Source organism: Gracilibacillus kekensis (assembly GCF_900143085.1).
Taxonomy (GTDB): Bacteria; Bacillota; Bacilli; order Bacillales; family Amphibacillaceae; genus Gracilibacillus; species Gracilibacillus kekensis.
The window spans coordinates 488,962-512,577 of sequence record NZ_FRCZ01000001.1 but is presented as its reverse complement, the minus strand read 5'-3'; the positions used below and the strand labels follow the sequence as shown (position 1 = coordinate 512,577).

General features: G+C 37.0%; 21 protein-coding genes. 20 read left to right on the top strand and 1 reads right to left on the bottom strand.

Features of this window, described 5'->3' with window-relative positions; genetic code table 11:
- The first annotated feature begins 354 nt into the window (after positions 1-354).
- The 11 genes from BUC25_RS02400 (at position 355) to BUC25_RS02350 (ending at position 14,127) form a co-directional block, all read left to right on the top strand.
- Positions 355-1,137, top strand: a complete 783-nt coding sequence (locus tag BUC25_RS02400) for a DeoR/GlpR family DNA-binding transcription regulator (RefSeq protein ID WP_073199300.1) — start codon at positions 355-357, stop codon at positions 1,135-1,137.
- 98 nt (positions 1,138-1,235) lie between these two features.
- Positions 1,236-2,255 carry a sugar ABC transporter substrate-binding protein gene (locus tag BUC25_RS02395; protein WP_073199299.1) on the top strand — a complete coding sequence of 340 codons (1,020 nt, stop codon included), beginning with the start codon at positions 1,236-1,238 and terminating at the stop codon, positions 2,253-2,255.
- 70 nt (positions 2,256-2,325) lie between these two features.
- On the top strand, positions 2,326-3,819 hold the full coding sequence (locus BUC25_RS02390) for a sugar ABC transporter ATP-binding protein (protein WP_073199297.1): 1,494 nt from the start codon (positions 2,326-2,328) through the stop codon (positions 3,817-3,819).
- Position 3,820: 1 nt separating this feature from the next.
- Positions 3,821-4,798: an ABC transporter permease gene (locus tag BUC25_RS02385; protein ID WP_084543327.1), complete on the top strand. Its 978-nt coding sequence runs from the start codon at positions 3,821-3,823 to the stop codon at positions 4,796-4,798.
- Between the two features lie 15 nt (positions 4,799-4,813).
- Positions 4,814-5,830 carry a carbohydrate kinase family protein gene (locus BUC25_RS02380; protein WP_073199295.1) on the top strand — a complete coding sequence of 339 codons (1,017 nt, stop codon included), beginning with the start codon at positions 4,814-4,816 and terminating at the stop codon, positions 5,828-5,830.
- A gap of 13 nt (positions 5,831-5,843) precedes the next feature.
- Positions 5,844-6,698, top strand: coding sequence for a class II fructose-bisphosphate aldolase (locus BUC25_RS02375; protein WP_073200450.1), 855 nt, complete (start codon positions 5,844-5,846; stop codon positions 6,696-6,698).
- Between the two features lie 3 nt (positions 6,699-6,701).
- Entirely contained in the window at positions 6,702-7,229 is a 528-nt protein-coding gene (locus BUC25_RS02370) for a D-lyxose/D-mannose family sugar isomerase (protein ID WP_073199293.1), read from the top strand.
- 580 nt (positions 7,230-7,809) lie between these two features.
- Positions 7,810-8,259 carry a helix-turn-helix domain-containing protein gene (locus BUC25_RS02365; protein ID WP_139251751.1) on the top strand — a complete coding sequence of 150 codons (450 nt, stop codon included), beginning with the start codon at positions 7,810-7,812 and terminating at the stop codon, positions 8,257-8,259.
- A gap of 181 nt (positions 8,260-8,440) precedes the next feature.
- On the top strand, positions 8,441-11,497 hold the full coding sequence (locus BUC25_RS02360; RefSeq protein ID WP_073199289.1) for an EAL domain-containing protein: 3,057 nt from the start codon (positions 8,441-8,443) through the stop codon (positions 11,495-11,497).
- 38 nt (positions 11,498-11,535) lie between these two features.
- On the top strand, positions 11,536-12,555 hold the full coding sequence (locus BUC25_RS02355; RefSeq protein ID WP_073199287.1) for a DUF2804 domain-containing protein: 1,020 nt from the start codon (positions 11,536-11,538) through the stop codon (positions 12,553-12,555).
- Between the two features lie 252 nt (positions 12,556-12,807).
- Entirely contained in the window at positions 12,808-14,127 is a 1,320-nt protein-coding gene (locus BUC25_RS02350; RefSeq protein ID WP_073199286.1) for a multi antimicrobial extrusion protein MatE, read from the top strand.
- Positions 14,128-14,180: 53 nt separating this feature from the next.
- Here the strand turns inward: BUC25_RS02350 and BUC25_RS02345 are convergent, their stop codons facing one another.
- Positions 14,181-15,026: a CvfB family protein gene (locus BUC25_RS02345; RefSeq protein ID WP_073199284.1), complete on the bottom strand. Its 846-nt coding sequence runs from the start codon at positions 15,024-15,026 to the stop codon at positions 14,181-14,183.
- Positions 15,027-15,702: 676 nt separating this feature from the next.
- Here BUC25_RS02345 and BUC25_RS19515 point away from each other — a divergent pair.
- From BUC25_RS19515 to BUC25_RS02305, 9 genes are all read left to right on the top strand, one after another.
- Positions 15,703-16,104: a sugar phosphate isomerase/epimerase family protein gene (locus BUC25_RS19515; RefSeq protein ID WP_244535107.1), complete on the top strand. Its 402-nt coding sequence runs from the start codon at positions 15,703-15,705 to the stop codon at positions 16,102-16,104.
- 9 nt (positions 16,105-16,113) lie between these two features.
- A complete protein-coding gene (locus BUC25_RS19510) occupies positions 16,114-16,557 on the top strand; it encodes a sugar phosphate isomerase/epimerase family protein (RefSeq protein WP_280174042.1) in 444 nt (147 codons plus the stop codon).
- A 15-nt stretch (positions 16,558-16,572) separates the two neighbouring features.
- Positions 16,573-17,343 carry a sugar phosphate isomerase/epimerase family protein gene (locus BUC25_RS02335; RefSeq protein ID WP_244535105.1) on the top strand — a complete coding sequence of 257 codons (771 nt, stop codon included), beginning with the start codon at positions 16,573-16,575 and terminating at the stop codon, positions 17,341-17,343.
- A 40-nt stretch (positions 17,344-17,383) separates the two neighbouring features.
- Positions 17,384-18,298: an AraC family transcriptional regulator gene (locus BUC25_RS02330; protein WP_073200446.1), complete on the top strand. Its 915-nt coding sequence runs from the start codon at positions 17,384-17,386 to the stop codon at positions 18,296-18,298.
- A gap of 141 nt (positions 18,299-18,439) precedes the next feature.
- Positions 18,440-19,372, top strand: a complete 933-nt coding sequence (locus BUC25_RS02325; protein ID WP_244535104.1) for a carbohydrate ABC transporter permease — start codon at positions 18,440-18,442, stop codon at positions 19,370-19,372.
- Between the two features lie 18 nt (positions 19,373-19,390).
- Positions 19,391-20,233: a carbohydrate ABC transporter permease gene (locus BUC25_RS02320; RefSeq protein WP_073199281.1), complete on the top strand. Its 843-nt coding sequence runs from the start codon at positions 19,391-19,393 to the stop codon at positions 20,231-20,233.
- A gap of 54 nt (positions 20,234-20,287) precedes the next feature.
- Complete coding sequence (locus tag BUC25_RS02315) at positions 20,288-21,694, top strand: extracellular solute-binding protein (RefSeq protein ID WP_073199279.1); 1,407 nt, start codon at positions 20,288-20,290, stop codon at positions 21,692-21,694.
- Between the two features lie 108 nt (positions 21,695-21,802).
- Positions 21,803-22,435, top strand: coding sequence for a YesL family protein (locus BUC25_RS02310; protein ID WP_073199277.1), 633 nt, complete (start codon positions 21,803-21,805; stop codon positions 22,433-22,435).
- A 20-nt stretch (positions 22,436-22,455) separates the two neighbouring features.
- A complete protein-coding gene (locus tag BUC25_RS02305; RefSeq protein ID WP_073199275.1) occupies positions 22,456-23,595 on the top strand; it encodes a DUF2264 domain-containing protein in 1,140 nt (379 codons plus the stop codon).
- The last annotated feature ends 21 nt before the right edge of the window (positions 23,596-23,616 follow it).

Genomic DNA, 23,616 nt, shown 5'->3' with positions numbered 1-23,616 from the left:
TCTCCTATTGTATTCTAACTTGCCGATAATTTTGGCTAAACGTAGGGGAAGTTTAAAACTCCCAGTAATTGAGATCACATTTTTTGTTCACGGGATAAGTCTGTTTGTTGACGGGATAACTACTCCTCTTCACGGGATAAGTGCACATATCCCGTGAAGAGGAGTAGTTATCCCGTCAAGCCATGTACATATCCCGCGAAGGGAATTGTGAGAGGATAGTCGTAATAAGCGGGAATAAAAATGTGAAAAATTAACGATTAAGTGTTTACATTTAACAAAAATTCATGTATATTTTGTTTAATAAAAACATAAAAAAGTTCATTTTAAACATATTAGTGAAGGAAGGATAGAGAAATGGCTGATACATCCACATTAAATGATAGACAAAGAAAAATAGTAGAGTTTTTAAAAGAAAAACATGAAGTGAAAATAAATCAGCTTAGTGATGTATTAAATGTAGCGGGTATGACCATAAGACGTGATTTAGAAAAAATAGAAAATTTAGGGTTGGCCAGACGTACTTTTGGAGGAGCTATTTATATTTCAGTCCAAAATAAACCAAATACTGATATCATTTTTGGACAAAGGGAATTGCGTAACACCGATGCAAAAGATGCTATTGGGCGTATAGCAGCGAGCTCTATAGAAGAGGGAGATTCTATCTTCGTTGATGCAGGTACGACTACATCACATTTTATAAAATATTTACCTACCGATAAAAATATAACAGTTGTAACAAATGGCATGAATATTGTTTCAAATATTACGGACAAGAATATCGAAAAAATTTTAATTGGGGGTTTCATGAGAGATTCAACATTATCGCTTGTTGGACCGATAGCAGAAGCTGCTTTAGATAACCTGTATTTTAACAAAGCTTTTTTATCTGCATCAGGCTTTACGATTAAAGATGGTTTTAGTAATAGTAATAATTTTGAAGTTCAAATCAAACAGAAAGTTATTACTAAATCAAATGAAATAAATTTTCTAGTTGACAGTAGTAAATTCGGGCAACAATTCTTACATAAAATAACTACCTTAGATCATGTAGATCGATTGTTTATAGATAAATACAATTTCTATGATGAGATCAAAACGATAGAAAAAAAAGATGTAGAACTAATTTTGTGCGAATAAAACATATAGTTATTCGTACACATAAAAAGTAAGCGTATACATTTTGGTATTAGACCTAAAAGGTTTGATATAAAACAAAAAACAAGGAGAGGTCAAACATGAAAAGTAATTATGTAAAATTCTTGGGGATTTTGTTCGTCGTTCTTATTCCATTGTTTTTAGTTGCTTGTGGTGAAGAAGAAAGTACAACCAGTGAAGATTCTGAGGTGGAAAGTGAGGATGCTGGTGGAACCGAGTCAGAAGATACCGAAGGTGAAGACTCTGAAGGTTATGTGTTTGGGTATACGTCAATGACACAAAATAATCCTTTTTTCCAAGTAATAGAGGAAACGATGCGAGAAGAAATTGAGGCAAATGGTGATGAATTAATTACTACGAATCCAGCAATGGATGTTTCATTGCAAATTAGTCAAATTGAAGACATGATAGCTCAGGATATTGACGCTATTTTCTTGAATCCAGTCGACTGGGAAGGTATTCGACCAGCATTAGAGCAATTAGATGAAGCAGGTATTCCTATTATTAATTATGATACAGAAGTAAAAGCATTTGAATATGTTACTGCATATGTCGGTTCCGATAATAAAAATGCCGGGAAAGTAGCTGGTCAAGACTTAGTCGAACGTTTTCCTGACGGTGGAAAGATTGCAGTATTAGACAGTCCAACAATGAACTCTATTAATGATCGAATCGAAGGGTTTATGGAAGCGATTGATGGAAAAGGTTTTGAAATTGTAGCTCAGCAAGACGCTCAAGGTGATTTAGAAACAGCATTAGGCATTGCTGAGGACATTTTCACAACTAACCCTGACATTGATGCAGTTATGGCTGGGAATGATCCGTCCGCCTTAGGTGCACTTGCGGCGGCAAAAGCAAATAATGTCACAGATGTAGCGATTTATGGCGTTGATGGCTCACCAGATGCTAAGGCTGAAATCGCGAAGGGTGAACAATTTGTTGGATCAGGTGCTCAATCACCAATGTCAATAGCTACACAATCCGTGGAGACTGCTTACCAATTGTTAAATGGTGAAGAAGTTCCTGAACGAATTCCAGTAGATACCTTTTTAATTAATGAAGAAAACGTTGAGGAATATGGAACAGATGGTTGGCAATAAATGAAGGAACAATATATAGAAGGGCTTTACTTTTCATAGTGGAGCCCTTTTGTTGAAAAGAGGTGTAAACGTGTCAGAACAATTACTTGAAATGTCTAAAATAACGAAACGCTTCCCTGGTGTGCATGCATTGAAGGGTGTTGACTTTTCTTTACGAAAAGGGGAAGTCCATGCTTTATTAGGAGAGAATGGAGCTGGTAAGTCTACCTTGATGAAGGTTTTAGGTGGAATCTATCAGTTGAATGAAGGCTCTATTACAATTGGTGGAAATAAAGTAGATATTAAAGATGTTAATGATGCGAAGGAAAATGGTGTCAGCATTATTCATCAGGAAATTGTTCTCGTTCCTTACTTAACAATTGCAGAAAATATCTTTCTTGGTAAAGAACCATTAAAAAAAAGCGGCTTCATTGATATGGACAGTATGATAAAACAAGCACAAACATTTATTGATAATTTTGATTTAGGTTTACATGCAAAAATGCTTGTTAGTGATTTAACGGTAGCGCAACAACAAATGATTGAAATTATCAAAGCCGTTTCTTTTAATTCTGAAATAATTGTTATGGATGAACCGACATCTTCATTAACCGATAAAGAAGTCGATTTTCTTTTTAAAACGATCAAACAATTAAAAGAACAAAATGTTGGAATTGTTTATATCTCTCACCGGATGAATGAATTGTTTGAAGTGACCGATCGGATTACAGTTATGCGAGATGGTGAATATATTGACACTGTTAACACAAATGAAACTACCAATAATGAGTTAATAAGTATGATGGTAGGACGAGATATGAATCAAATGTATGAAAGAACATACGTCAAAAAGTCAGGTCAAACTATTTTAAGTGTGCAAGGTTTAACAAGAAAAGGTGTCATTAACGATGTTAGTTTTTCATTGGAAAAAGGGGAGATACTAGGTTTTTCTGGTTTAGTGGGTGCTGGTAGATCAGAGGTAATGAAATGTATATTTGGTATTGATGAATATGATGAAGGCGAGATATTCGTGAACGGTAAAAAAGTCAATATCAATGTTCCAAATGATGCGATTAGTCATGGAATTGCTTATGTACCTGAAAATCGAAAGGAAGAAGGATTATTTCTGATAAAGCCTGTTGACTATAATATAACAATAAAAATTTTGCATCAATTTATGAGTATGTTCCAAGTTAATAAGCGGTATGAAGATGAACAAGCAGACTATTACATTAAAGAACTATCCATTAAAACACCGAACAAAGATCAAATTGTCAACAACTTAAGTGGAGGAAACCAGCAAAAAGTCTTGTTTTCCAAATGGCTGGCAACAAAACCGAATATATTAATTTTGGATGAACCGACAAGAGGTGTTGATGTTGGTGCGAAATCCGAAATTTATACGATCATGAATCAATTAGTAGAAGAAGGTGTCTCTATTATTATGGTTTCTTCTGAATTACCTGAAATTATTAATATGAGTGATCGAGTAGCCGTTATGTATAAAGGAAGTATACAAAAAGTATTAGAAAAAGAAGCAATGGATCAGGAAACCATTATGTATTATGCGACAGGGGGGAACTAATATGTCAAATACAACATATGATAACTTTTTTATAAAATTAACCAATGCTTTCCTTCAATATTTAAGAGAAAATCGGGGGATTTTAATCGGTTTAGTTGTATTATGTATCATTATTTCCTTGATGAATCCAGATTTTTTGTCTACGAATAATATTATGAATGTGCTTAGACAAACCTCAACAAATATGTATCTAGCTATTGCGATGACAATGGTAATTATTTTAGGTGGTATAGATTTATCCGTAGGTTCCATTATTGCTGTTACAGGGGTAGTAACAACGATGTTGATTGCTGTGGCAGGATTTCCGATTTGGTTGGCGGTGGCATTAGGTATTTTCGTAGGTATGTTATTTGGCAGTTTTAACGGTTATGTATCAGCGACGACAATCATTCCGCCGTTTATCATTACTCTAGCTACGATGAACATTGCCAGAGGTGCAGCGTATGTTGTTACCGATGGAAAACCAGTAAGAGTGATGGATGATTCTTTTAACTTTATTGGCTCCGGGTATATTGGTCCTGTTCCAATGCAGGTGATATATTTACTATTCTTTTTAATTATTGCCTATATCATCATGAACAAAACGAAACTTGGCAGATATATGTATGCGGTAGGTGGGAACAGTGAAGCTGCAAAATTTTCGGGTATAAATATTAAAAAAGTGAAACTGTTTGCTTACACTTTTAGTGGGTTTATGGCTGGTGTTGCGGGTGTTGTATTATCTGCTCGTATGTTCTCCGGGCAACCCACTGCAGGTGATATGGCAGAACTGGATGCTATTGCTGCCGTGGTACTTGGGGGAACAAGTATGACTGGAGGACGCGGCAAAATTGGTGGTACCGTGATTGGCGCACTTATTATTGGTGTTTTAAGTAATGGATTGAACTTAATGGGGGTTAGTTCCTTTTGGCAATATATCGTGAAAGGTGTCGTTATTTTAGTAGCAGTATATGCTGACGTATTTAAAAAGAAAAATTAAAAGAAGGTGGTTCACGTGAGTGGGGGTATTGCGGTTGCAGGAACGATTGCAGTGGATGAAATTAAAGTAGTAGAAAGATACCCAGATAAAACAGAGCTGACAACTATCTCTGATATAAAACGGTCTTTAGGAGGAGCAGTAGCAAATTGTTCACTTGCACTCTCCAAGATAGACGCAACTTTACCTATTGAGACATTGTGTATTTTAGGTGAGGATGAAAAAGGCCAGTATATTTATAATCACCTAAAGCAACACAAAAACATTGATGTTAGCAAAATTAACTTTAAGAACACGACCCCTTTTACGGATGTGATTCAGGATAAAAATGATAAGACGAGAACGTTTTATCATTTTAAAGGCAATGCCTCTTTGTTTAATGAGCATACGATCGATTTTACAAAACTAAATTCGAAAATTTTACATGTAGCCTATTTGTTACTTTTAGATGGATTGGATCAAACCGACGACCAATACGGAACAAAGATGGCACTACTTCTAAAAAAGGCCCAAGATCATGGTGTCAAAACATCGATCGATATTGTAAGTGAGAATCAAGAAAGATACCAGAAAATTGTTCCCCCCAGTTTAAAATACACGAATTATTGTGTGATTAATGAGTATGAAGCAGGAAAAACTGCTGGGATTCCTTTGCGTAATTCTAAGGGAGATTTATTGGCTGCTAATATTAAGGATGTACTTAAATCTTTGAAATCCTTTGGGGTAAAGGATTGGGTTATTATTCATGCCCCAGAAGGAAGCTTTGGCTTTGACGGGAAAGATTATTATAGTCTGCCTTCTGTCAAGATTCATAAGGATCAAATTAAAGGAACAGTAGGGGCCGGAGATGCCTATGTAGCTGGTGTTTTATACGGGGCATATTTAAAATTCAGTATCTATGAAGCTATGAAATTAGGAACAATAACGGCTGCAACTTCGTTATGTGAGGAGGATTCTAATTCAGGTATTCTAAACTTTGACTGTCTCATGCAGGAGTATCAACGTTATCCCAAACATGAAGAAATCAAGATATAAAGGAGACATCGATATGTTAGTAACATTAAAAGAAAATTTAAAAAAGGCGGATGAGGGGAATTATGCTGTTGGGCAGTTTAATTGCCCAACCCTTGAATCAGCCAGGGGAGCAATTGAGGCTGCGGAAGATTTACAAGCTCCAATAATTCTGGCGCATGCAGAGGTTCATGATGAAATTATTCCTATCGAACTGATTGGTCCTGTATTGGTGAGGCTTGCTAAAGAAGCTAGTGTACCAGTTACTGTGCATTTAGATCATGGGACGAATTTAGAGATGGTCAAAAAAGCAATTGATATTGGATTTAGTTCAGTGATGATAGATGCTTCTGTTTTAACATACGAAGAAAATGTTAACACGGTAAAAGAAGTAGTCGAGTATGCGCACAAGAATAATGTGTCTGTGGAGGCAGAATTAGGGGTAATGACTTCATCTGGTATTGGTGGGGAGGATACCGGCGGAGACAATGAGGATGAATTGTACACAGATCCTGATATAGCAAAAGATTTTGTTGAAAAAACAAATATTGATGCATTAGCAGCAGCATTTGGTACTGTTCATGGCATCTATGTAAACAAACCTAATTTGGATTACGATCGTCTTAGTAAAATACATGATAATATCCAAAGACCTGTTGTGATGCATGGAGGTTCTGGATTGAGCGAAGAGGAATATATAAATACGATTAATCATGGCGTCCGTAAAATTAATTATTATAGTTATGCTGCAAAAGCGGGTGCAGATGCAGTAAAAAAATATGTTAATCAACATGAAGATATTTTCTATCATGATCTAACGGTTGTCGCTAAAGAAGAATTAAGGAACAATTATAAAAAAGCGATTTCGATCTTCACTAATAAGGGTGTGTAATATATGGAAAAAAGGGAATATAAAGAAATCAAAGATTATGTTTTAAAAAAATTTCAAGAACTGAATATTGTTCTGACAGATGAAGAATTTAATCATATTGAAATTGCAGATTTTGGTTTAGATAACATTACAGTTAGCGGATTACAGTTATTTACGTATATTAATACTAATAAGGTTTGTGCCAAAGATTTAGTGCTATTACCACATCAAACGTGTCCAGAGCATAAACATCCGAAGCGCTCTTTTGATGAGGGAAAAGAAGAAACGTTTAGATGTAGATCAGGTGTTGTTTATTTGTATGTAGAGGGAGATAAAACAATTAATCCAGTAGCAACTCCACCTAAAGAAGACAAGCAATATTACACCGTATTTCATGAAGTGATATTACATCCGGGAGAACAATTTACAATTCCTCCAGATACACTGCATTGGTTTCAAGCTGGTAAAGAAGGCTCAGTAGTTTCAGAATTTTCTACTACTAGTACAGACGAAGAAGATATATTCACTGATCCACGTATAAAAAGAGTTTAGTATAGTAAAACACAAACACGAATGGTATATTGACATCTTACCTTAATGCATAATTGAAGTAATCAGGAAGCCCTGTTGAGAGAAATCTCTGCAGGGCTTTTTGTATTGAGGCGTTTCTTCACGGGATAACTTCTGCTGTTAACGGGATAACTCTGCTTCTTCACGGGATAAGTGCACATATCCCGTGAAGAGGAGTAGTTATCCCGTCAAGCGTAGAGGTTATCCAGTGAAGGGGAGGACTTATCCCGTGAAGAGAAAGGTTATCCGAAGAGTGTGTCTGCTTTGCTATACAATTATTGAGATATTGCCAAAAGAAATAAATTACAAAAATAAACCGTTAAATATTTACTGTTGATGACAAATAGTATATTATTAATAGGTAAATAGGGTTAGTAATTGTGCATGTGAGTCTTTTGATTAAATATTTATAATAGTAAATACCATTATTATGGTATATTTTGATTATTATAATGCTGGGTATATATGTATATGGGTAATATTTACTATATTTCTTGAGGAAGACTAAGGAATATCTAGTTAAACTCAGTGTTTACTTATATAAAAGAAAGTAGTGGTGTTGTTGAAAAGAGGGGAATTTTTTGTTGAGTTTGTTAAGCGAAAAGGCTTAACTATAAAGGAAATATCAGAGAAAATCGAAGTGCCATATTCTACTTTACTTTCGATGATAAAGAGGGATTTTGATAATGCCTCTATCAATAAAGTGATAGACTTATGTACCGTTTTAGAAATAAAAGTGGAAGATTTATTTAATGATAACCTGGATCAGATTCACTTAAATGAGTTAATACAAAGACCAATAGCAGAAACGTTTATATCGGAACAAGTTATTGTAGAGTTTATTGAAAAAGATCTGGAAGGGCTTCTGTCATTTTTAAATAATGATTCAAGATTTTCAAGCCAATTATTTTTCCAATCAAAAAATATTCTTGAGGAAGATAAAAAAATGCTTTTTATTTATATTGAACAAGCATTAAAAATAATAAAAAAAATAAAGTATGAAAGACATTAACATACGCTAAATCTGTCATCATTCGTAACCCCCATAGATCAATTCAATTCGTTAGTGTGAAACCTTTTACAAATATGCTACAATTGAATAAAAAGACCTAAATCTCTACATTGAATTAGAGCGCTTGCACGAATAGATAGCCAGTGGGTACATATAACCGGAATTTCAGGGTGGTGAGGAAATGGACAAAAACAAGAAGATTGGTCTTATATCGCCTTTTTTAGATGGGGATTATTACGGAAGAATTTTCATTAATCTTCAGCAGCAAATTCAAAATACACAATCAAGTTTATTTACTTTTCAGGCCCGTGCTAGTGTAAATAACCCAGTATCTTTTCATTATCCAGTAGGGACCGATGTGATGGATGGCTGGTTATTAATGACCAATCCACAGTCTGTATTGCCACTGGATAAGGTATTATTAGACAAAATGGAGAAAACCGGTAAACCAATTGTTACTGTTGGCTATCAGGAAGATTCGATCCCCTCCTATGGAGTGATCATAGATAATGTTCAATCAGCTAAGGATGCAGTACTTCATTTAATGGAGGAGCATGGACATCAACGAATTGCCTTTGTTGGCAGCATTCATGAACACTTAGATATGAAGGATCGTTACACTGGTTATTTGGAAGCGTTATCTCAGTCAGGTGTACCTTATGAGGAAGCTTTATTTTACCAAAGTAATGATGCATTAAGGCAAAGTGGTTATGAAGTTGCAAAGCGAATGGTGGCAGCAGGAATTGATTTTACGGCGATCTTTGCAGCAACGGATTTTAATGCAATGGGGTTGATTGACGGCTTAACAGAAGCAGGCTATCGAGTTCCGGAAGATATAGCAGTGATCGGATTTGATGATATACCATCGGCTCAAGACTTTAAAGTCCCCTTGTCTACAGTGAAACAGTCATTCGAAGATCTGGCCAAGGCAAGCTTTGATGTGCTTTATCGAAAAATGAATGGAGAAACCATAATTTCCGAGCACACGAAGATAAAAACAAATCTTATTTGTCGAACCTCTTGTGGCTGTGCTGCTCAAGTGAAAACATCTACAGAAGAAGATGTGCAAAACCAAAATCAGTTGCTCGGAACAAGGGCAAATTTAGAGAACATTATTAAACGATATGATAATTTTGTTGAGAAATGGGCAACGTCCGCTAGAGAGAAAAAATTCCGTCTATCCAATATGTTTGGAGAGAAGAATCAATGGGGTTGTTTAGCTTTATGGGATAAAAACGATAAAGAGAAGAAACATGTAGTAATAGCACAAGCATTTAGTAATCACGATGATCCCGTACCTCCAACTGGACTGCGAGTCCCCATTGAACAATTTCCGCCAATTGATTGGTTACCTCAAATGAAAGATGATGAGTTTGTTCGTGTACAATCTGTCAGGAATGAACGAGGGGATTGGGGTTTTATCGCAATAGTTAGTAATGTTGATGAATATATTTTAATAAGTTCTGCAGATATAACACAGGTAAGCTTTACGATTTCAGCAGCTGCATTAGAGAGAGATGATTTATTTGAACAGACCCAATCGATTGCAGAACAACTTGAAATTGTCTCACGATCCACAAATGATGGGATTTGGGATTGGGATACAGAAACGAATCGTATTCGCTGGAACGTACGCAGTAAGGATATTTTTAATGCTATTCACCAAGAATTGCCCGCAGATACACAAGCATTTTTAAATTTAATTCATCCGGCAGACGTTACCGATGTAGTTAATCAAATTCAAATGCTGAAAGATAAGAATGTCCCATTAAAAGTGGAGTTTCGCTTGCATGGAAAAACAGGGGAAGAGCTCTGGGTATATGTAACAGGTGATGCTATTCGTAATGACAAAGGAAAATCGATTCGCATTATTGGTTCGATCACAAATATCACAGAAAAGAAAAAAACAGAGGAAAAAATCAGACATCTAGCTTTTCATGATAGTCTCACTGGTTTACCAAACCGAGAAATGGCAAAGGAACGTTGGGATTCTTATAAAAAGAATGCGATATACCATAACTATAAACTGGGGATCTTAATGATCGATTTGGATCGATTTAAAGTCATCAATGATACATTAGGACATCTTGCAGGTGATCAATTGTTGCAAAAGGTAGCTAAATCTTTAACGCGATCAGTTAAAGAAACGCTGAACACGAAAGATGAACAAAAACAATCAACCGTTTCACGCTTAGGCGGTGATGAATTTATTATTCTATTGTCTAGTATTAAAGATGTAAACAAAGTTTATCGAGTGGCTGAACAAATTATTTCGAAATTTAAACAGCCCTTCATTATACAAAATCAAGAAATTTTTACATCGGCAAGTATCGGGGTCAGTATTTATCCAGACAATGGAGGAGATTTCGACGAATTATCTCGTCGTGCAGACATGGCTATGTATAAAGCCAAAGAAAATGGCAAAAGTCAAATGGAGATGTATACTTCTGATGTTGATTCACAAACAACCAAGCGATTCTTGTTAGAAAATCGCATGCGAAAAGCATTGGATAACAAGGAATTAATACTGAATTATCAAACAATAGTAGATATGAAAACAAATGAAGTTACAGGTGTGGAAGCATTAATAAGATGGAATAGTCCTGAGCAAGGTTTGATTTCACCACTCGATTTTATACCAATAGCAGAAGAGACTGGATTAATTATTCCTATTGGAACGTGGGTATTAAAGGAAGCCTGTCTGCAAAATAAAAAATGGATCGATAAAGGCTTTAAACCGGTGCCAATATCGGTGAATATCTCTCCGAAACAGTTAGAACAAGAAGGTTTTGTACAAACGGTTACCACTATTTTAGAAGAAACTGACTTATCACCATCGTTTTTATGTCTGGAAATCACAGAAAGTATGGCGATTAAGAATGTGAAAAACAGTATAAATATCTTAAGGGAATTAGGGAAAAGTGGCGTGCAAATTGCAATTGATGACTTCGGTACAGGATACTCATCACTAGCAATGTTAAAGCATTTACCAATTACTAACATAAAGATTGATAAGTCGTTTGTACGAGATATGGATGATGATATGGATAATGCTGCCATTGTTCGTGCTATCATTTCTATGGCTAATTCATTAGAACTAACGGTCACTGCCGAGGGTGTAGAAAAAGCTGCGCAAAGAGATATACTTAAAGAGGAGAATTGCACGTATGCGCAAGGCTTCTATTTTAGTAGACCAATAGTGGCTGAAAAAACAGAGCATTATTTGCTCAGAAGTTAAGCCTTTCAATAGAGACGTTAAAAAAGGAGAGAGCAGTATTGGCAAAGGAAATTATCTCAAAAACACCCCTTTGTAAGGAAAATGGTAAGTTAAATCCTGAAGCAATCGGTTGGGCACGTGATCCTTTTATTCACCCTAATGTAAAAGGATCCTTTGGACGCAAGAAAAAGTGGAATTACTGGTGTGTCACCAATGATCACTTGCTTTTCTCAGCAACGATTTCGGATATTGATTATGCAGCAAGTCTGTTTGTATATATTTATGACCGGGAAACGAAAGCATTTGCCGAAGAAACCGTGTTGATCCCTTTAAGCAGGGGAATTGAGATGCCTGTTAAGGTATTAGAATCGGTGCAGTTTAAAAGTGATAAAATGACCATTCTAATTAGTGAAGACACAAATCAAACAAAAATACATGTGAAATGCCCGGATTTTGGCGAACAGAAGGAAATGTTAACTGCAGATCTCATGATACAAAGGCAGCAACAATTAGAAGCGTTGCATGTCGTTATTCCATGGAGTGAAAAGCACTTTCAATACACAGCAAAACAACCGGCCCTCCCGACCCAAGGAAAAGTGGATTGGGGAGAAAACACCTTTATTTTTGACAGTAAAGATAGTTTTGCCTGTTTAGATTTTGGTCGAGGAAAATGGCCATACAAATCGAAATGGAATTGGGGTTCTGCTTCAGGTTATAGCAAAGATAATGATTTAATCGGTATTAATATCGGTGGTCAATGGACTGATGGAACGGGACAAAATGAGAACGGAATCATTGTTAATGGGCAACTACATAAAATTCATGATGACATGGAATGGGAATATAACAAGGATAACTGGATGCAGCCATGGAAAATGAAAACACGACACACGAATCAAGTGAACCTTACTTTCACCCCGGAATATGAACGTGTTGCTGCAACAAATGCGATCATCATTCAATCCGAAGTACATCAACTATTCGGTACTTATACCGGCAACATTAAACTCAATGGTGGACAGTACATACAAATCGAAAATCTGTTTGGCTGGGCAGAAGACCATATTGCCAGATGGTAGGAAACAGTGGGGACGGTTCTACTGTTTCATTTTTTTGTGATTTGAAGTTCATTAGAATTCGAAAAGCTTTTGTTAAATCACGATGAAATCTTTTCTATGAATGGTCCTTAAACTAGCATTATTCTTAAAATTAATCTATGATTAAATGAGATATGCTTAACGAAATTAGTTTAACCTAATGCTTTTTTCGTATGCGTAGTATTACGTAATATACTGCAATGTTTGTTAAACATACTTTGGGACGTGTTCATAATGAAAGTAGAGAAAGCGGATTCAACTAGACACCATGTTTCGTTTCGTACACTTTTATATTTCTTTATTCCGCTAGGTTTATCTGCAAGTTTGGTAACCATTTCTCATGTTATCATCAACAGCACACTAGCTCGTGCACCAGATCCGGCGGTTGTCATTGCAAGTTACTCTGTTGCTATGAGTCTTTTCGCATTATTAGAACGCTGTGCGGTTATATTACGACAAACGTGTTCAACCTTAGTGCGCGATCGTATTTCCTACAAATTAATGAAAAATGCTACCTTTTATGTATTGGCAGCTATTTTTTTGTTAAGCCTGATCCTGGCCTACACGCCATTGGGAGAGGTATTCTTTTCTGGATTACTTGGTGTTAGTGACCGGATGCTGCAGCCTACAATAGATGCCTATCGCGTTTTGATGTTCGTCACGATTTTTTCAGGAGTTCGTTGTTTGTATCAAGGTGTGATTATTTCCAATCTGAAAACAAAATGGCTGACAATAGGGATGGCGATACGATTAATAGTTATGGCTGCTTTAGCTTGGTTTTTGCTTGCAAATGATAAGGTGAATCACGGTTATATTGGTGCTTACATCTTTTTAGCTGGAATGGCAGTTGAGGCTCTTGTCAGTGTGTTGGAGGGAAGGTTGATCGTCAAGGAGTTACCACCAAAAAAGGACAAGCATCATATTAGAAAGCAATCACAGATCTTCCGTTTTTACAGTCCGTTAATGATAGCGTCTTTGATTGCGGTTAGTGTAACACCAACGATAAATGCAGTGCTTGGTTGGAGTACAAAAGCGGAAATTGCGATTGCTTCCTATGCCGTCGCTTTATCTGTCGTGCATTTACTGAATAGTATTGCCACCTATGTGCATCAGATCGTTATTAATTTTTATCCGAAAGATCAAGGTGCAGTACTTCGATTTACAGCAATTATGAGCTTGATCCCAAGTATCATGTTAATGATTATTGGTTATTCACCAGTTGGGGTATGGATTTTTGAAAATATCATTGGCGTTTCCGGAGAGTTACTTGACCATAGTATTTTAGCATTGCAATTCTTTGTGCTTTTTACACTCTGTTTTCCGTGGATCGATTTTGCCAATGGGATCCTGATGATTCGAAACAAAACTAAGATTATGTCTTTTTCGCAAACAGGTAATGTCGTGGCAGCCGTAACCGCCTTATTTATCCTCATTTTTGTTTTTCCAGATGGGGGCGGATCGATCGGTGCTCTGGCGCAATCGATAGGCTTTCTAATGGAACTAATCATTTTGTTGATATTTCTGAGGACTGCGGCAATATCCAAGAACAGGTAATAAAAAAGCTTCACGGGAATCCATTTTGTCTCCCGTGAAGCTTGAAAAAGAGGTTATTGTTTTAGATAGGTCTTTCCATCGACTTGTTCGATTTTTCTTTGCTTCATTAATTTTCCAAGTGCTCGTTTGAAGGCTGCTTTACTAATATGAAAAGTATCTCTGATTGCTTCAGGATCACTCTTATCAGAAAATGAAATCACACCATCATTTTCTTCTAAATGAGCTAAAATTTCATCAGCGTCCTCACGGATACTTTCCTTTTTAAACGGTCTTAACGAAACATTGATCGTGCCATCTTCCTTAATGTCAATCACGCGACCTTTCACTTGTTCACCAAGCCGAGGCTCTTCTTTTTGTTCGGTGTGATGGATAAACGCCCGGTAGCCTTCTTCTGTTATGCCTACAGATCCTTCTCTGCCTGTTCGGTAAATACGCCCGGTAATTGTCGTGTTTAATAACCGATCTGGTGCTGCTTCAAATTCCCTCTCAAAGATGCTTTCTGTAGCCGGAAGTGCGAGAAGACGACCTTTCTGATCATTTCCTAACGTGACATAGAGCTGATCGCCTGCAATTGGCCATACATCTTCAAATAATGGAAGGTCATCCTTTGAAACGAGCATTTCTTTAGATGTACCAATGTTTACAAAAACACCTAGGTGTGGCAACACTTCCGCGACTTCTGCCCAGCCGTAAATATTGATTTGAATATGTGGTAATTGGGTCGTAGCAATTGTTTGCCCTTTTTTATTTCGATAAAGGAAAACCTCTGTCATATCCCCTTCGTCGAGTGCGGAGTCTGTTTCATTATGATGCAAAAGGATATCGTTTTCTAGTACATAGCCAGTATCCATTTCTCTTACTACTTCCAATGTTTGAATTGTACCTATTGGTTTGTTCATATCAAGACCTACTTTCATTTTATATGTATTGGAAAAGGGGTACTCTTACAATAAGAGTACCCCTTTGTTTGATAAAGTAACGCATAAGATTTATTATTTTTTATCCCGATAAACTCGGGTGGGAAATTTCATAATTGGAATTTCACTTAACCGCGGTACATGTTCCACTGGAATTTTCTAACTTAAGCAACGTAAGCCCTACCTGCTCTTACGTCCTTGCGACCCCGAAGTCGCGCCAGTGTGAATAAGCATCTTCAAAAAACTTCATGCAGAATGCCAGATACTCTTATTTGTTACCTCACATTTGTTAACTAAATAATAATATCACATGAGGAAGAGAATGTCAAATAGTGTATTATTTTTTCGTTCCCATGGTAAAAGAATTACGTTCTGAATTTGAGAAAATGCTTCAACTTTTAATAAGACATGTTGTCCGTTTTTTAGTAATATCGGAAAAATACAAGGAAGAAAAATACGATTCGTTGAGCAACATAAGAATGTTGTCAAACCCTTTGTAATAGGGATGTTGACCAGAATTATTATTGGAATTTATCGAACCGTTGAGCAATCTCAGTCAAATGAAGAGCAATAAGATTAGAGAATCGAATGAAAAATATTGATAGTATTTGAATAAGAATAAAAGAAAACGTTTACAAATACAAAAGGGGGTAACAAGGTGAAGTATTCTGTGTTCTCCGTAATGGCCCATGATCAATCACCTGAAGCTTTATTGCCAATGATGAAGGAAGCGGGTTATCAAGCTGTAGAATGGCGATTTAAAGAAATATCAGACAGTCTAAAGCAAGAACAGACAAGTTTTTGGCGGAACAATAAATGTACCATTGATCCAGAAGCGACGGATGACCAATTAGAAAGGCTGAAACAATTAACAGCTCAATATGGCATCGAAACATTAAGTGTGACCCCTTATTTAACAGATAATTTAGAAGAGACAGAGCAGGTTTTACAAGTTGCGAATAAACTTGGGGCCTCGTTTATTCGTTTAGGTGTTCCAAAGTATCATCGTGACGGAAATTTCCAAGAGTTGTTCGAAAATGCAAGACAATACATGAAATAAGCAGAAAAACTGTGTAGTAAATATGGTGTGAAAGGACTTATTGAAACACATCACAACACCATTGCGGCAAGCGCCTCAGCAGCTCTTCGGTTATTGGAAGGGTTGGATGCTAAGTATGTCGGTGTTCTTTATGATCCAGGTAACATGGTGCATGAAGGGTATGAGAATCATCTTCTCGGTATGCAAATGTTGGGAGATTATTTAGCGCATATCCATATGAAAAATGCAATATGGGTCAATGATGCTGAAACAGAGGCTGGAGACGTGAAGTGGCGAGTCGAATGGGCACCAGTCGAAAAAGGAATTGTGGACTGGCAGCAGGTAATACTTGATTTAAAATCGGTTGGATATGATGGATATATCGGAATTGAAGATTTTAGTAGCCAATACGATACAGCAACAGCTCTCTGTCACAATTATAAATGGCTGGAACAATGGACAAAGAACTCCTGAAAAATTAGGAAGGGAATGGTCATTATCAAGTTAGGTGTGTGTGGAAGTATAGAAGATGCCGTAGTTGTGAAGGAAGCAGGTTATGATTTTCTAGAATGTTCGGTTGTTTCATTAGTTCCCGAAGATGATCAAAAATTTGATGCAATCTTTGAAAAATATAAACAATCTCCTATTCCTGTTGAAGCCTGTAATATGTTGCTTCCAGGTCATTTACATGTGACAGGTCCCAACGTTGATTTTCGACAATTAGAAATGTATATTAAAAAGGCTTTGAAAAGAGTCCATGCAATTGGGGCTGACACCATTGTATTCGGTAGTGGTGGAGCCCGCAGTTACCCTAATGGCTTCTCAAAAGGTGATGCAGAAGTACAAATTATCCGCTTCTTACAAATGGTAGCAAATATTGCGGAGCCACTAGGAATAACGATCGTTATCGAACCTTTGAACAAAAAAGAAAGCAATATTATTACAAGTGTACCAGAAGCTGTAGCGTTGGCAGAAAAGCTAAACCACCCTTCCATTAAGGTTTTAGCTGATTTATATCATATGATGGAAGAAGAAGAACCGATTGAAAATATTGAAAGTGCAGGCCGCTATTTACAACACATTCATGTAGCTGACATTGGTCGACTGGCTCCAGGTACGGGGAATTATCCTTATGATGTATTAAAGGAACATATCGTTAAAGCAGGCTATGATAAAAGAATTTCGATTGAATGTGAATGGGAGGATTTTCCTGGTGACGTTAAACTAGCCAAGATTTATTTAGAACGTATCTTTACGTAATACGTAATTTGAATGCACCTAAAACGAGGGGGATCGGATGGTGAAAAAAGTGAATGAGTCGTTAGATAAATTTAATATTGTCTATCGCAATGTTGATGTTGATTTTGAGGAACAAGATTTTTTTGTTCATTCGCACAATTTTTATGAAATTTATTTTTATCACAATGGAGACTGCAAGTATCTAATTAATGACGATATTATTGAACTGGAAGAAAACGATATTATTATTATGAATGGTTCGAGTTTGCATGGTCCATCGCCAGATGTCCATTGTCCTTATGAACGTAGTGTCATTGAATTTTCTTCGGAATGGATTCGCCCGATTCTTGATAAATTAAATGTGCCAGAATTATTAACACCTTTTGATGAGCTATCGAATTCATTGTTTCGTAAAGTCGATCGTGATGTGTATGAAAGTATTATGCAGATGGTGAAGAAACTACAATTAAAACAAATACAGCAACAAGATCACCATAAATCAGAGGTTCAAAAGCGTCTGTTAGAGGCGGAAGTTACGACGATGTTAATTGAACTGTTATTTATTATTTATGAATTAAGCAAAGGTAAATTAAATAGCATCATGATGCACAATAATGATAAGAGTAGTCATGTTCATCGGATTATTGCCTGGATTGATCAACATTATCAAGATAATATTTCCTTAAATGATATTGCCGAATCCCTTCATATCAGTAAGTATTATATGGCGAGAATATTTAAAGATATTACAGGTATGACGATTATGCAATATTTAATGCAACGTCGGTTAGTACGCGCAAAATATTTGTTGGAGATGCAGACATCAAAGTCGATATTGGAAGTTGCTATTGAAGCAGGCTTTGACAGTTCCTCTCATTTTAGTCGTAAGTTTAGAGCCTGTTATCAAGTGTCACCTTCTGTATATCGCAACAGAATGCGGGAAAGATCTGTGGGGAATGCTTATTCCGTTAAGTAAGCAATATCGTGCAAACACTTTAATTAAGAGTGCAAGCAGCGACAAGAATACGATTTTAAAATGAAGTAGAATGAAGTTACTTTAATAAGATAAACGGTATCATTCTAATAAAGTTGCTAAATGAAGGGGGAGGGGAAAGCATTGAATAAAGAAAATATGAAAGCGGATACAACAGTGTTACCAAGTGAAGATGTCACGACGATCAAACAAAAGAAACGAAAAGCAACATTCACCTGGTATCTGTTTTTGTTGCCAAGTTTTATTGGTATCTTACTATTTATGGTTTATCCAATCGTTGAATCTTTTCGTTTAAGTTTCTATCAATCAAATGGAACGATCGAAACGTTTACTGGTTTAAGTAATTTCCAACTCGTTCTGACGTCAGCGACTTTTTGGAACACTGTCTGGAATACATTTTTTATCGCTTTTTTTCAAATTGCATTAACGATACCGCTAGGGTTTATCTTTGCTTCGATGATTAACTCTGTTCGCAGAGGACAGAATTTCTTTAAAGTTATTTATTTCTTACCGAATGTAACTTCTATTGTAGCGGCAGCAATGATCTTCCAATTTGTTCTGCACCCAGAGATGGGGGTAGTCAACTATGCTCTAGATGCAGTGGGGTTGCCAACATCCACTTGGTTTTCAGACCCTTCTACTTCAAAATGGGGAGTTATTCTTTTAGCGGTATGGCATTGGATTGGCTTTGTCATCATTATTTGTTTAGCCAATTTACAAGCGATCTCACCTGAAATGTATGAAGCGGCACGAATTGATGGTGCCAGTAAGATTCAGCAATGGCTATTCATCACGATTCCGAATATGTCAGGAACTTTTGCTTTCCTATTGATAACAGGTTGGATTGGTGGTCTGCAACGATTTAATGAGGTTTATGTACTCGGTGGACCGAATGGAAGCCCTGCTCGGTCTATCCAAACAATGGGAGCTTTCATCTATGAGAGAGGTTTCACTGGGTTTGAGTTTGGGATCGCCTCAGCTGCTACGTATATTATGTTTATTATTATTTTGATTTTTACCTTTATTAATTTAAAAGTATCGAAAATGAATCTGTAGCGATAGGAGGTATGAAAAATGAATCAAAAGTCGATGGATAATACGACTGGAATAATTAAATTCGTCATCCTGCTAATTTTTGGTGTCTTGTTAATGATGCCGTTTATTTGGATGGTAAGTGTTGGATTTGATCGAACTGCGAATATTACAATGCCATTTCCACCGCGATTGATTCCGGAGAAGATCTCATCATTTAACTACGGAATCGTATTTGAAAATGGCCGCCTGATTCAATCCTATATTAACTCAGGTATTGTAACCACGAGCTCTGTAGCTCTCCAGGTAGGTGCTTCATTGTTAGCGGGATATGCCTTCTCAAAAGGTACATTTAAGTATAAAAGACTGCTTTTTATTTTAGTACTGTGTACGTTGATGATCCCAATGGAACCACGATTGATTCCATTGTATACATTGTTTAACTCATTTGGTTTATTAAATTCTTTTTGGCCATTAATTTTACCAACGGTTATTAACGGCATGCTTATCTTTTTGTGTAAGCAATTCTTTGACCAATTGCCAACTACTTTAAGGGAGGCAGCACAAATCGATGGTGCTGGGGAATTTCGTATTTTCTTTACCGTTTATTTACCGCTAGCCGGACCGATTGCAGCAACAATGGTTATTCTATCTTTTATTTGGAGCTGGAATGATTTTATGTGGCCACTAGTCGTACTGAATAATCAGGAACTTCATACCGTACCACTATATCTCGCGAGTTTTTCATTAGAGAATGGTACTAGTTTAGGTGGGTTAACGATGGCATTAGCCACTGTTAGTATATTACCAATTGTAGTGTTGTACCTTTTCTTACAAAGGTACATTATTCAAAGTATCGCTTTAAGCGGAGTAAAGGGGGAATAAATAGTTGCATTATCAGTCAACGATTTTACTATAAACCATACAGGGGGTAAAAAAATGAAAAAAATCAAATGGTCCTTATTGTTAGTGTTAGCACTTTTATTTTCAATGGTAATTATGACAGCGTGTAGTTCTGATGATGAAACAGGTGGCGAGTCTGATACAGGTTCTGAGACCAGTGAAGAAGGCAATGATACTAGTTCTGAAGGTGGAGAGAACTGGGACGGTCAAACGATCAATGTTCAATTAATTGGAGATTTTAATATGGAAGATTCAACAGACCCTATAACTGGTCAAACAACGAAGGGATTACAGGAAATAAAGGATCAGTTTGAATCAGAACATCCGGGTGCGACTGTTGAATTTACGATTATGCCATGGGAAGGATACACGGAAAAAACACAAGCAATGCTAACATCTGGTGAAGCAGATGTTTATCAAATGCCAGGTATTGCAGATTTTGCTGCACAGGGTTTACTGGAACCGTTACAACCATGGATTGATGAAGATGAAGAGTTTTCAACGGATATCTTTATTGATAATCAGATGGAAGGCTGGATGGCTCTAGGTCCGGATAGTGACGAATTGGATGTGTTTGGATTACCATTTTTAGGTGATGCGCGTTTTATTACCTATGACAAACAGTTATTTGACGAATGGGGCGTAGAATATTTATCCGAATACCCTACCATGGAAGAAATTGCAGAAAAAGCGAAACAAATGACAGGTACAAACCCAGAAACTGGTGAACAGAATTATGGTCTGTGGTTCCGTGGCGATTGGTCCTCAGCCTTTACATTGATCAACCTTGCTGAAGGTCAGGGAGGACAGTGGGGTACCGGATTTGCCTGGGATGAAATTGAATTTGAATTTGATAGTCCAGAAATGGTTTCAGGGCTAGAGTGGTTGTTAGAAATGCAAGAATATGCACCAGAAGGTTTAGTAAGTAATCAAGGGGCTGAGAAGTGGTTAACACATGAGAATAATATTGGGATTATGTTAAATCAAGGGCCTGGGGATACGATTATGCCAGCATATGCCCAAGATTTAGGTGATCGAATTGGTATCGCACAGGAATTTAAAAATGATGACGGTGTAGGTGGTATGTTTGCCGGCTCTCCGATCACAATGGCAAAAGATAGTGAAAACAAAGAATTAGCATGGGAATGGATGAAATTTGCTACGAGCGATACTGTACAGCAATATGTATTTGAAGAAGCAAATGCAATGCCTTCCGTACAATCTGTAGAAACTTGGGATAGTTATGCAGAGGTGGAAAATCTGATGGAGCCAACGGTTGAGGCAATGAGTACTCCTTGGACTCCAAGATATCCATGGGCCTCTTCCCAACCTCGTTTTATTTTAACCTCTGAGGTGGAAGCAGCACTTACAGGTGAAAGATCTGCACAAGAAGCAGTTGAAAAAGCCCAAAAAGAAAGTGTCGAATGGCTGGAAAATCGTTAATAAAATAGTACTGTAGAGAATAAGGGGGAATATGCTTCTCCCTTATTCTGCTATTCTGTTGTTTTAGAGGTTAGGGAATGACTTTTTTCTAAAAAAGGAAGGTGTGTTATGCATCAGGATGGTATAATTTATCGGAGCATGGTATGGTTAACTCGTCTTGCATATTTGAATATACTGTGGATCGTTTTTAGCTTGTTGGGACTCTTGGCAGTTGGATTTTTTCCTGCGACAATTGCAATGTTTGCTGTCGAGAGAAAATGGATAAGAGGCAATACGTCATTTGCTATCTTACCTTATTTTTGGGTTGTGTATAAAAACAATTTTAAACAAGCGAATGTAATCGGTTTTCCTTTCGTATTGCTTTTTATTTTGATCTACTTCAATTTATACTTTACACAGGTAATGAATCATTTTATAGGAAATCTATTCTTCTTCTTTTTATTTGCTATTTTATTTTTGGTTGCTATTGTCTTTTTATATGTATTCCCAACTTATATTCATTATGATGTGCGAATGATCGAATCCATAATATTTTCTTTCATTATCGCTTTTTCTGCACCACTGCAAACATTTTTAATTTTGGTAAATTTATTCGGATTTTTTATTATTACACTTTATTTGCCGGGCGTCTTCTTTTTATTTGTTGGAAGCGCCACTAGTCTTATTATCATGTGGTTTGCCTACAGAGCGATGACGCAAATTAAAAATCGAAAAGAGTTAATTTTACGGCATGAAAAATAATGTCAAAGGGAGTTAGGAAGATGGAGACTCGAAAATATTGGATAACAACGATGCAACAGATAGTAAAACCAGTCATAGATGCCGCAAGCGTTGGGGAATTAAAAAAGCGGATGCCTCTCGAGGAAGTCGAGGGCGCAAGTCGTGAGCGCTATTCGCATTTAGAGGCTTTTGCACGGACGATTAATGGCATCAGTCCGTGGCTGGAACTAGAAGTCGATGATCCGGAAGAGGCAAGATTACAAGTAAGCTTTGCCGAAAAAGTTCGCCAGGGAATAGCATATGCGGTGGATCCGACATCAACGGATTATATGAATTTTTCCGAAGAAGGTCAGCCGCTGGTGGATACTGCTTTCTTTGCGCAAGCAATTCTGCGTGCGCCGGTTCAATTGTGGGAGAAATTAGATTCTTTAACACAAAAAAGGGTTATTACTGCTTTAAAACAGACACGGGCATACAAACCGCACTATTCTAATTGGTTGTTGTTTTCAGCGATGATTGAAGCATGCCTTTTTCGAATAGGTGAAAAGGATTGGGATTCAATGCGGATTGATTATGCTTTGAAACAATTTGAACAATGGTATGTTGGTGATGGTCACTACAGTGATGGCCCTGCTTACCATGCTGATTATTATAATAGTTATGTGATTCAGCCATTTCTCGTCGATATTTTAGATGTAGTTGGTGAGGAATATTCTGAATGGCAGGAGACAAGAAAGGTGTTCATCGAAAGGGCAAAACAATATGCATTGTACCAGGAACGGTTGATTTCTCCTGAAGGTACGTTTCCGCCAATTGGTCGGTCGCTTGCCTATCGTTTTGGTGCTTTTCATCATTTGGCAAATCAGGCTCTTCGCGGTGAATTACCAGCTTCTATTCATGATGCTCAGGTGAGAGAAGGGTTAACAGCTGTCATTAGACGCACCTTTCAGTCTCAGCATATGTTTGATGAAAATGGCTGGCTGACGATCGGTTTGACAGGGCATCAGCAGACAATAGGAGAGCATTACATATCGACAGGAAGTTTGTATTTAGCTGCGTTTATTTATTTGCCATTGGGTCTTGATGTTCATGCATCATTCTGGAAAGCCCCCGCTGAAGACTGGACAGCTAAAAAAGCTTGGAACGATCAGGACTTTCCGATTTATCAATCAATAAAATGAAACATGGGGACGGTTCTACTG

Bases quoted from the DNA above. Each gene is read 5' to 3' on its own strand.
- BUC25_RS02400 (WP_073199300.1), top strand. From the start codon at position 355: ATGGCTGATACATCCACATTAAATGATAGACAAAGAAAAATAGTAGAG.
- BUC25_RS02395 (WP_073199299.1), top strand. From the start codon at position 1,236: ATGAAAAGTAATTATGTAAAATTCTTGGGGATTTTGTTCGTCGTTCTT.
- BUC25_RS02385 (WP_084543327.1), top strand. From the start codon at position 3,821: ATGTCAAATACAACATATGATAACTTTTTTATAAAATTAACCAATGCT.
- BUC25_RS02375 (WP_073200450.1), top strand. From the start codon at position 5,844: ATGTTAGTAACATTAAAAGAAAATTTAAAAAAGGCGGATGAGGGGAAT.
- BUC25_RS02370 (WP_073199293.1), top strand. From the start codon at position 6,702: ATGGAAAAAAGGGAATATAAAGAAATCAAAGATTATGTTTTAAAAAAA.
- BUC25_RS02360 (WP_073199289.1), top strand. From the start codon at position 8,441: ATGGACAAAAACAAGAAGATTGGTCTTATATCGCCTTTTTTAGATGGG.
- BUC25_RS02350 (WP_073199286.1), top strand. From the start codon at position 12,808: ATGAAAGTAGAGAAAGCGGATTCAACTAGACACCATGTTTCGTTTCGT.
- BUC25_RS02345 (WP_073199284.1), bottom strand. From the start codon at position 15,026: ATGAACAAACCAATAGGTACAATTCAAACATTGGAAGTAGTAAGAGAA.
- BUC25_RS02335 (WP_244535105.1), top strand. From the start codon at position 16,573: ATGGTCATTATCAAGTTAGGTGTGTGTGGAAGTATAGAAGATGCCGTA.
- BUC25_RS02320 (WP_073199281.1), top strand. From the start codon at position 19,391: ATGAATCAAAAGTCGATGGATAATACGACTGGAATAATTAAATTCGTC.
- BUC25_RS02315 (WP_073199279.1), top strand. From the start codon at position 20,288: ATGAAAAAAATCAAATGGTCCTTATTGTTAGTGTTAGCACTTTTATTT.
- BUC25_RS02310 (WP_073199277.1), top strand. From the start codon at position 21,803: ATGCATCAGGATGGTATAATTTATCGGAGCATGGTATGGTTAACTCGT.
- BUC25_RS02305 (WP_073199275.1), top strand. From the start codon at position 22,456: ATGGAGACTCGAAAATATTGGATAACAACGATGCAACAGATAGTAAAA.